Annotated in this window: 8 protein-coding genes; 2 read left to right on the forward strand and 6 right to left on the reverse strand. The window is 60.2% G+C overall.

What is annotated here, in order from left to right:
- The first annotated feature begins 95 nt into the window (after positions 1 to 95).
- On the forward strand, positions 96 to 248 hold the full coding sequence (locus QMY55_RS24475; RefSeq protein ID WP_283486674.1) for a hypothetical protein: 153 nt from the start codon (positions 96 to 98) through the stop codon (positions 246 to 248).
- A 250-nt stretch (positions 249 to 498) separates the two neighbouring features.
- On the opposite strand, the gene QMY55_RS24480 is transcribed toward QMY55_RS24475, so the two are convergent.
- Positions 499 to 2,808, reverse strand: coding sequence for an NADP-dependent malic enzyme (locus QMY55_RS24480; RefSeq protein ID WP_283486675.1), 2,310 nt, complete (start codon positions 2,806 to 2,808; stop codon positions 499 to 501).
- A gap of 240 nt (positions 2,809 to 3,048) precedes the next feature.
- Positions 3,049 to 4,563: a sulfatase-like hydrolase/transferase gene (locus QMY55_RS24485; protein ID WP_283486676.1), complete on the reverse strand. Its 1,515-nt coding sequence runs from the start codon at positions 4,561 to 4,563 to the stop codon at positions 3,049 to 3,051.
- 140 nt (positions 4,564 to 4,703) lie between these two features.
- Here QMY55_RS24485 and mnmE point away from each other — a divergent pair, with 140 nt between their 5' ends.
- Positions 4,704 to 6,131, forward strand: coding sequence for a tRNA uridine-5-carboxymethylaminomethyl(34) synthesis GTPase MnmE (gene mnmE, locus QMY55_RS24490; RefSeq protein ID WP_283486677.1), 1,428 nt, complete (start codon positions 4,704 to 4,706; stop codon positions 6,129 to 6,131).
- 64 nt (positions 6,132 to 6,195) lie between these two features.
- Here mnmE and yidC read toward each other — a convergent pair whose 3' ends face one another.
- The 4 genes from yidC to rpmH all read right to left on the reverse strand — a co-directional run bounded on the left by yidC (position 6,196) and on the right by rpmH (position 8,945).
- Complete coding sequence (yidC, locus tag QMY55_RS24495) at positions 6,196 to 7,899, reverse strand: membrane protein insertase YidC (protein WP_283486678.1); 1,704 nt, start codon at positions 7,897 to 7,899, stop codon at positions 6,196 to 6,198.
- A complete protein-coding gene (yidD, locus tag QMY55_RS24500; RefSeq protein WP_218241791.1) occupies positions 7,896 to 8,195 on the reverse strand; it encodes a membrane protein insertion efficiency factor YidD in 300 nt (99 codons plus the stop codon). The genes yidC and yidD overlap by 4 nt, the downstream gene beginning before the upstream one ends.
- A complete protein-coding gene (locus QMY55_RS24505) occupies positions 8,192 to 8,749 on the reverse strand; it encodes a ribonuclease P protein component (RefSeq protein WP_283486679.1) in 558 nt (185 codons plus the stop codon). Before QMY55_RS24505 ends, yidD begins: the two co-directional genes overlap by 4 nt.
- 61 nt (positions 8,750 to 8,810) lie before the next feature.
- Entirely contained in the window at positions 8,811 to 8,945 is a 135-nt protein-coding gene (gene rpmH / locus QMY55_RS24510; RefSeq protein WP_003060014.1) for a 50S ribosomal protein L34, read from the reverse strand.
- Between the last annotated feature and the right edge of the window lie 483 nt (positions 8,946 to 9,428).

Here is a 9,428-nt window from a genome sequence, read left to right on the forward strand (position 1 = left end):
GCATATTTGATGGATAACCACCCATCCCGGGCGGACTTGGCCCGCGCGCTACCATGGTGCATGGCCCGCGCTGGTTGCGGGCAAGGAGATGCACTATGCGCAAATGGCTGACTCTGGCCGCAACCGTCGCCACGCTGGCGCTGAGCGCCTGCTCGGGCACCATGCCAAGCTCTTCCAGCAGCTCTGGCAGCTCCAGCGGCGTCGAAGTCTTCGGCACCGTCGACACCGGCATCACCCGTACTTGGTAGCTGCACCGCAGCTCAGATGCAGAAAATAGCCCCCACGCTTGCTCACTAACGTGTAGCCGCTGCCCCCCAAGGGGGCCGCTTTTTTGCCTTGGGGCGGCCCGGCGGCAAAAAATGGCCCCCACGCTTGCTCACTTCGTGTAGCCGCTGCCCCCGAGGGGGACAGCTTTTTGTCTTGGGACGGCCCGGCAACAAAAAAGCCCGCAGCGCCTTGAGCACCGCGGGCTTTTTTGTCTTTGGCGCTTAGTGACGCTCAGCGGCTCACATTCGCGTCCGCAACGGTCAGGGCCGTCATGTTCACGATGCGGCGCACCGTGGTGCTGGGGGTCAGCACATGCACGGGCTTGGCCGCACCCAGCAGCACCGGGCCGATGGCAATGCCGCCGCCCGCCGCCTGCTTGAGCAGGTTGTAGCTGATATTGGCCGCATCGATATTGGGCAGCACCAGCAGGTTGGCATCGCCCAGCAGCGTGCTGTTGGGCATGAGCTTGGCGCGGCTCTTGCCGTCCAGCGCCACGTCGCCATGCATTTCGCCGTCGACTTCCAGCCAGGGAGCCTGCTCGCGCAGCAGATCCAGGGTCTGGCGCATCTTCAGGGCGCTGGGCTGGTTGCTGGAGCCAAAGTTGGAGTGGCTCAGCAAAGCGGCCTTGGGCTTGATGCCGAAGCGCATCATCTCCTCGGCAGCCATGATGGTGATCTCGGCCAGCTGCTCGGCCGTGGGATCGTAGTTGACATGGGTGTCGACCAGGAAGACCTGGCGCTCGGGCAGCAGCAGGCCGTTCATGCAGGCATAGGTGGCCACGCCGGTGCGCTTGCCGATGACCTGATCGATGTAGTTCAGGTGCACATTGGTGTTGTTCCAGGTGCCGCAGATCAGGCCGTCGACCTCGCCCTTGTGCAGCAGCATGGAGCCGATCAGCGTCAGGCGACGGCGCATCTCGATCTTGGCAATGGGCTCGGTAATGCCCTTGCGCTCCGTCATGCGGTGGTAGGTCTTCCAGAAGTCGCGGTAACGCTCGTCATGCTCGACATTGACCACATCGTAGTCGGCGCCTTCCTTCAGACGCAGGCCGAACTTCTCGATGCGCTGGGCAATGATGGCCGGGCGACCGATCAGCGTGGGACGGGCAATGCGCTCGTCGACCACGATCTGCGCCGCGCGCAGGATGCGCTCTTCCTCGCCCTCGGCATAGGCCACGCGCTTCTTGGCGGACTTCTTGGCGGCCGTCACGATGGGCTTCATCATGGTGCCGGAGGCATAGACAAAGGTCTTCAGATGCTCGCGGTAGGCATCCATGTCCTGGATGGGACGCTGGGCCACGCCGGCCTCGGCCGCGGCCTGGGCCACGGCAGGGGCCACGATCAGCATCAGACGCGGATCGAAAGGCTTGGGAATCAGGTACTCGGGACCGAAGCTCAGCTCCTGCCCCACATAGGCTGCGGCCACTTCTTCCGATTGCTCGGCCTCGGCCAGCGCAGCGATGGCGTACACGCAGGCCACTTCCATCGAGGTGGTGATGGTGGTCGCACCGCAGTCCAGCGCACCGCGGAAGATATAGGGGAAGCACAGGACGTTGTTGACCTGGTTCGGATAGTCCGAACGGCCCGTGGCGATGATGGCGTCGTCGCGCACCGCCTTCACGTCCTCGGGCGTGATTTCGGGGTTGGGGTTGGCCAGCGCGAAGATGATGGGCTTGGCCGCCATCTTCCTGACCATGTCCTGCTTGAGCACATTGCCGGCGGACAGGCCCAGGAAGGCGTCGGCACCTTCGATGACCTCGCCCAGCGTACGCAGCTCGGTCTTCTGGGCGAACAGAGCCTTGTCGGGGTCCATCAGCTCGGTACGGCCTTCGTAGACCACGCCGGCGATGTCGGTCACGAACACGTTCTCGCGCTTGAGGCCGATTTCCAGCAGCAGGTTCAGGCAGGCCAGGGCCGCAGCACCGGCACCCGAAGCGACCAGCTTGATCTCCTCGATCTTCTTGCCGGCGACCTTCAGCGCATTGACCATGGCTGCTGCCACGGTGATGGCCGTGCCGTGCTGGTCGTCGTGGAAGACGGGAATGTTCATGCGCTTGCGCAGCTCTCGCTCCACATAGAAGCATTCGGGCGCCTTGATGTCTTCAAGGTTGATGGCACCGAAGGTAGGCTCCAGCGCGGCAATCACTTCCACCAGCTTCTGTGGGTCTTTTTCATTGATTTCGATGTCGAACACATCGACGCCAGCGAACTTCTTGAACAGAACGCCCTTGCCCTCCATCACGGGCTTGGAAGCCAGCGCACCGATGTCGCCCAGGCCCAGCACGGCCGTACCGTTGGAGATCACACCGACCAGATTGCCGCGGCTGGTGTACTTATAGGCCGCAGCAGCGTCCTTGACGATCTCTTCGCAGGGAGCAGCCACGCCGGGCGAGTAGGCCAGCGCCAGGTCGTGTTGGTTGGCCATGGGCTTGGTCGCCGTGATGGCCACCTTGCCGGGCTTGGGGAATTCGTGATATTCCAGGGCCGCCTGGCGCAGCAAAGCGCGTTTATCAATCGAAGTAATGGGCTTGGTTTCGGACATCAGCGGTCTCCAGCTCGCAAAGTAAACCATCCGCAGTAAGGACTCTCTATGGGCGCACTACCCGGCCCCTGTGATCTTGCGGAGGATGAAATCGGATTTTGGATTGTAGGCCGAGCGCTATCAAAAAAAGAGGGTGTACAGCTCGGCGTTTAAGGTCAAACAGCCATGACCGTTCAATAACAATGCAAACGAAATCATAACGTTATGCAAATAACGCATGATATATGGAGATTTTGCACTTCAGGGCGTGCAGGCATCGTCGCGATAGAGCTCGGCATAAGGCACCCCATCGAAATGCAGCCGCCGGCTGTCCTCCAGGTGTGGCATGGCCGTCCGGACATCGTAGCCCTGAGCGGCGACCAACATCTCCGGAGCCAGGGTGGTGCTGTGCTCGATGGCGCCGTCAGAAATAGAGGGCAGACCCTCAGCCTCGGAGGCCCTCAGGGCAGCATTGGCCCAATACGCCAACGGTACCTCCAGCACCGACTGGTCGTTGCCATGGCGCGGGCTGTCGACACAGGGAGGAACCCCCAGGCCATGATCCGCGACATACAGCAGCGCACTGGGCTCGGCTGTTGCCGTATCCAGCATGTGGATCCAGTCGGCCAGCAGGTCGGAGGTGTAACGGATCGAGTTGTCATAGGCATCCCCTCCCTGATAACGGGAGTGCGGATAACGCTTGGAGATATCCGGATGACTGCCATAGGTATGAAGAACCACCAGCTTGTAGGGCGCCTCATCCGCCAGCGCCTTTTCCAGCCAGCTCGTCATCACCTCATCATGTGCCCCGTTGCCCACTTTTGCATAGACATCCGCAGAGCGACGCAATATCTGCGAGTACATATCCTCGCTTTTGTCATTGAATCTGGAGTTTGAAAAGACAAAGGTCTTGTAGCCAGCATGCCGGGCCAAATCCAGAAACGAGGGCGATGCATTCTTCTGGCTGTCGAGGGCGGACTGCCCCGTCAGAATATAGGGCAAGGCCTTCGCGGTATTCAGGCCATGGGCCATCACCTTGTAAGTGCGCAGGCCAGCAATCTGCCGAAGCGACTGATTGGTATCGTCTCCCTCATAGCCCAGCAGGGACCAGCGATGGCTGCTGGCACTCTCCCCGATAACCATTACCAAGGTATTGACCTGAGCAGCACCCGGCTTGGCGGGCAAGGTCGGCTGATAGAAGACCTCTTTTTCCAGGTCTCCATAACGCACGGCAGCCTTGGCCATGTGCATGGGATAGATGTGGCGCAATTTCTGCACATAGTCAGTGGTTGTGAATTGCTGGGTCACACCGAAGGCAAAAAAGCTGGTCCAAAGCAATCCAATGCCCAGCAGTATCTTTTTCTGCCATTTCGCAAATGGAAATGCTTTCTCGGCGCAATGCTTGAAGAGGAAGTAGCCACAACCAAGGCTGACTACCAGCCAGCACAGCACCACAAGAATCATCTGGCGATTGATCAGGTTCAGAAACTCGGCGGCCTCATGTGCCTCCGTGCGCAATAACGTGGCGACCGAGAATTCATCGATCATGTTCCCCAAAAACTGGGCATGAAAGATATTGGCTGTACCGACAAGGATCAGCAGAGGAATACAGATGGCCAGGGATTTTCGGGACAGTGCCAGTGGATAAAAGAAAAGTGCCGCCAAAAGCGTGTAACCCACCTCTTTTCCAGTCGCACGAATGAGAAACGGGGGAGAGAAAAGCAATATCCAGGCCAGCAAGTAGCCCAGCCTCGTCACAAAGGAAGATTGATTCATTTTTCGGGTCGGTTTTATGACAATTGTATGAAACACGACCTTTTGTTACATGGCACCGCGCAGCGCTCACCACTGAATTCCTGGGACTTGACCTGCAGGGCTATGATTCGCGGCTCTTCCTCTTGATCGAAAGTCAGCCCATGCTTCCCCGCCACAACGACCCCATTGCCGCCATTGCCACCGCACCGGGGCGTGGTGCCGTGGGCATTGTTCGGGTGTCGGGCAAAGGCATTGCTGCGCTGGTGCGCCGGCTGTGCGGCAAGGACCTGAAACCACGCGAAGCGACTTATCTGCCTTTCAAGGATGCGGCAGGCTCGCCCATAGACCATGGTCTGGCCATCTATTTCCCAGGCCCGAACAGCTACACCGGCGAAGATGTGCTGGAGCTGCAGGCCCATGGCGGCCCCGTGGTGCTGCAGCTGCTGCTGGCGCGCTGCCTGGAAGCGGCCCAGACCCTGGATGCCCACGGCACGCCGACGCTGGCCGGACTGCGTCTGGCCCAGCCGGGCGAGTTCACAGAACGAGCCTTCCTCAACGACAAGATCGATCTGGCGCAGGCCGAGGCGATTGCCGACCTGATCGACGCCAGTACCGAGGCAGCGGCGCGCAGTGCCAGCCGCTCGCTGTCGGGCGCCTTCTCTCAGGAAATTCAGGTACTACGCGAGGCCCTGGTGCACCTGCGCATGCTGGTCGAGGCGACGCTGGACTTTCCCGAAGAGGAAATCGACTTTCTGCAAAAGGCCGATGCCTTTGGTCAACTTGAACGCCTGCAGGCCCAGGTCGCCACCGTGCTGGGCAAGGCCCATCAGGGCGCACTGCTGCGCGAAGGCATCAAGGTGGTGATTGCCGGGCAGCCCAATGCGGGCAAAAGCTCGCTGCTCAACGCACTGGCCGGGGCCGAGCTGGCCATCGTCACGCCCATCGCAGGCACTACACGCGACAAGGTGCAGCAGACGATTCAGATCGAAGGTGTGCCTCTGCATGTGATCGACACCGCAGGCCTGCGCGACAGCGACGACGAAGTGGAGCGTATTGGCATTGCGCGTGCCTGGGACGAGATCGCCGCCGCCGATGCCGTGCTGTTCCTGCATGATCTGACCCGTGTGGAGCAGCCCGACTATGCGGCGGCCGATGCCGATATCGCACACACACTCAAAGACAAACTGCCTCCACAAGTGCCTGTGATCCATGTCTGGAACAAGACCGATATGGCGGCCGCCGATGTGCAGGCCCGTCATACAACCCGGCTGGATGCCACACAGGTCGCCCTGTCAGCGCGCACCGGCGATGGCCTGGATGCGCTGCGCAAGCGCCTGCTGGAAGTCGCGGGCTGGCAATCCGCCCCCGAAGGCCTGTATCTGGCCCGCGCCCGCCATGTCGAAGCCTTGCAGGCCGTGCAAGCCCATCTGGAATTGGCCGACGAGCAGCTCGCCGCTCAGGCCGCCCACCTGGACCTGCTGGCCGAAGAACTGCGTCTGGCCCAGGTCTCGCTGAACTCCATCACCGGCGAATTCAGCTCCGACGACCTGCTGGGCGTGATCTTCTCCAGTTTCTGCATCGGCAAATAAGCCTCCTGCAGACATAAAAAAACGCCACCTCGAAAGGTGGCGTTTTTATTTGCGCTGCTTGAGCTTACTTGCCGAACTTCGGCAGATTGAACTGGGGCGGCACGCCCATGCGCTTGTTGATGATCCACTGCTGGGCGATGGACAGGATATTGTTCGTCAGCCAGTACAGCACCAGACCGGCGGGGAAGAAGAAGAACATCACGCTGAACATCAGCGGCATGATCCACATCATCTTGGCCTGCATGGGGTCAGGTGGCGCGGGGTTCAGGGCCGTCTGCAACAGCGAGGACAGAGTCATCAGCAAAGGCAGGATGAAGAAGGGATCGGGCACCGAGAGGTCGTGAATCCAGCCAATCCAGGGCGCATTGCGAATTTCCACGCTGGACTGCAACACCCAGTACAGAGCCATGAAGACAGGGATCTGGATGACGATGGGCAGGCAGCCTCCCATGGGGTTGACCTTCTCCTCGCGGTAGATGCGCATCATCTCCTGCTGCATCTGCTGGGGCTTGTCCTTCAGACGCTCACGCATTTCCTGAATGCGGGGGTTGATGGCCTTCATCTTGGCCATCGAGGAGTAAGCCTTGGCATTGAGCCAGTAGAAGGCGATCTTCAGCAACACCACCAGAGCCACGATGGACCAGCCCCAGTTGCCGATGAACTTGTGCAGCTCGGACAGCAGCCAGTACAGCGGCTTGGCCAGAATTGTCAGCCAGCCATAGTCCTTGACCAGCTCCAGCCCGGGAGAGAGCTTCTCCAGCATGGGTTCGATCTGGGGGCCGGAGAACAGGCGGGCGCTGACAGTCTTGGTCTGGCCGGGCTCCACCGTACCCACGGGCGTGATCATGCCCACGGCGTAGAGGTTGTCGCCCACCTTGCGCACGAAGTTGTCGCGCTGGATGCCATCAGCCAGCAGCCAAGCGCTGGCAAAGTAGTGCTGCACCATGGCCACATAGCCGCTGGTGGAGGACTTGTCGACCTCGGCCTTGCCACTCTCGATGTCCTTGAACTCCACCTTGTGGTACTTCTTGGCTTCGGTATAGACGGCCGGGCCGGTGAAGGTCGAGTAGAAGCTGGACTCGTGCTCGGGCTTGTTGCCGTCACGCACCAGCTGCATGTAGATCTGAGGGTTCACGGCTGCAGCGCCGGTATTCACCACGTCGTACTGCACGCCGATGTCGTAAACACCGCGCTTGAGCGTATAGGTCTTGACCAGCTTCACGCCGCCCTGCTCGGCCGACTCGAAACGCAGTTGCACGCTGTCCTGGCCGTCCTTGAGCTCACGCTCGCCGGGCACCACGGTCATGGGCGTCTTGTGGTTGGGGAAGTTGCCGCCGATCAGGCCGGTCTGACCCAGGTACACACGCTTGGCGTTCTGCTCGAACACCTGCATGAGCTTCTTGTCATCCGCGGTGTCGCTGTACTTGAGCAGCTCGGAAGCTTTTAGCGTGCCGCCTTCGCTGTCGAAGGTCAGACGCATCACGTCGCTGGCGATGCTCACATCCTGGCGAGGCGCCGCAGCGGCAGGCTGGCTCGCGCCGGCAACCGGCTGAGCCGCACCCGGAACATCACCGGCCGAAGCAGCCGCTGCAGGCTGGGGCAGGCTGGTGTCTGCCGGCTTGATGTCATTGGCCGCAGGCGCGCTGACCGTCTGCGGCGATGGGAAGAAGGTGGGCTTTTTGCCGTTATGGATTTGCCACTTGTCCCAGAGCAAAACCATGGAAAAGCCAAATATCACCCACAGTATGGTGCGGCGAATATCGTTCATGAAGACTTCTTAGGTGAGGAAGGTTGGGTGGTCGCGGAAGAGTCCGAGGCATTGTCCAGAAAGGAAAACAGCCTGGGCTTTTGCTGTGGCACGGGATCATGCCCTCCGTCACACCACGGATGACAGCGCGCCAGCCGGCGCACCGTCAGATAAGAGCCTACCGCAGCGCCGTGTTGCTCCAGCGCTTGAAGGGAATAGGCCGAGCAGGTCGGCTCGAAACGGCAAGCCGAACCCAGCCAGGGACTGAGCATCAGGCGATAGCCTCGCACCAGAGCCATGAGCAGTCGCTGCATCATGGTTGCGGCTCCGCCTGATTAGCTATCGAATCAGAAGCTGCAGGCGCCTTCTCATCAAGCGTTTGAGGCAGATTTGTCTTCAAACCTGCGGCGCCATGAGAAGCCTGCTTTTCCTTGGTCAGACGACGCGTGCCTGTGGCAAACAGCTGCTGCAGCTCCTGGCGCACCACAGCCTTGAGTGGGTCCGAGCTTGCACTGACGAATTGCTTACGGTCAAAGCCCGAGCGCAGACGCACCACATATGCGGCGCGCGCCAATGCAGCCTCATGTTCGAAGGCCACTGCATAAATCTGACGCTTGATGACATGGCGAGTCACCGAACGCCTAGCCCAGCGCTTGGGCACCATGGCGCCCAGCCAGGCCTGCTCGCGCACTTCACCAATGCCAAACAGGGCCTGCGGATCATCAGATCCGGGCCCTGTCCTGGGGTCGGCCGCCATGGCTTTCTGCATTGCCACCAGCTCCATGCGGTGCAGGGCGAAATGCGAAGTGCGGGCAATCGTGCCCGCTGACATGGTGGCCTGGAATTGCGGACGCGTTTTCAGTCGTTGCATGGGAATGCCTGCTGGAGGCCTTCTTCGCAGCGAAGGAACAGACCGCTAGCCAATGCTGGCCTTAGACGGCCAGGCGCTTGCGGCCCTTGGCGCGGCGAGCGTTGATCACGGCACGGCCACCCTTGGTCTTCATGCGAACCAGGAAACCGTGGGTACGGGCGCGGCGGATTTTGGAAGGTTGGTAAGTACGTTTCATGTTGGTTCCTTGAGAAGGTTCAGTATTTGCGTCGGCAAGGCGCCACGTCTGCGCCCGACCATCCAGGTTCTGCGCCGCACACTGTCACCGCCAAGCCGGGCATTTTTTCACATGCAGAACATGCACCACGGCATAACGGTCAACCAGCGAAGCAAAGCACTTGCAGCATGCCAAAGCACACTGCGCGTGCGCACGAATAATTCGGCGCCCGGGTCATATCACCCTGAACACATTCAGGGAAACCCGCGATTATCACAGCGTTGGGGCTTTGATGCAATGACCCTCGAATTCACTGGGAACCGCCACGCCACAAACATCGGGCAGCCATTCTTTACAAACCGGCCCTCGCCAATCCATTAGGATGTGCGGCCTATCCCGCACAAACATTCGGGGACAGTCTTCTGATATTTTGTGGATAACTCCCGCAAAAGCTACAATACCAACCCCGCAACTGTTCCTCCTATCCACAATAAGATTTTTGAC

The sequence above is a fragment of the Comamonas resistens genome, from assembly GCF_030064165.1.
GTDB classification, from domain to species: domain Bacteria; phylum Pseudomonadota; class Gammaproteobacteria; order Burkholderiales; family Burkholderiaceae_C; genus Comamonas; species Comamonas resistens.

What these genes read in the sequence shown, in the direction of transcription:
- QMY55_RS24485 (WP_283486676.1), bottom strand. Translation starts at nt 4,563, where the DNA reads ATGAATCAATCTTCCTTTGTGACGAGGCTGGGCTACTTGCTGGCCTGG.
- mnmE (WP_283486677.1), top strand. Translation starts at nt 4,704, where the DNA reads ATGCTTCCCCGCCACAACGACCCCATTGCCGCCATTGCCACCGCACCG.
- rpmH (WP_003060014.1), bottom strand. Translation starts at nt 8,945, where the DNA reads ATGAAACGTACTTACCAACCTTCCAAAATCCGCCGCGCCCGTACCCAC.
- QMY55_RS24475 (WP_283486674.1), top strand. Translation starts at nt 96, where the DNA reads ATGCGCAAATGGCTGACTCTGGCCGCAACCGTCGCCACGCTGGCGCTG.
- QMY55_RS24480 (WP_283486675.1), bottom strand. Translation starts at nt 2,808, where the DNA reads ATGTCCGAAACCAAGCCCATTACTTCGATTGATAAACGCGCTTTGCTG.
- QMY55_RS24505 (WP_283486679.1), bottom strand. Translation starts at nt 8,749, where the DNA reads ATGCAACGACTGAAAACGCGTCCGCAATTCCAGGCCACCATGTCAGCG.
- yidD (WP_218241791.1), bottom strand. Translation starts at nt 8,195, where the DNA reads ATGATGCAGCGACTGCTCATGGCTCTGGTGCGAGGCTATCGCCTGATG.
- yidC (WP_283486678.1), bottom strand. Translation starts at nt 7,899, where the DNA reads ATGAACGATATTCGCCGCACCATACTGTGGGTGATATTTGGCTTTTCC.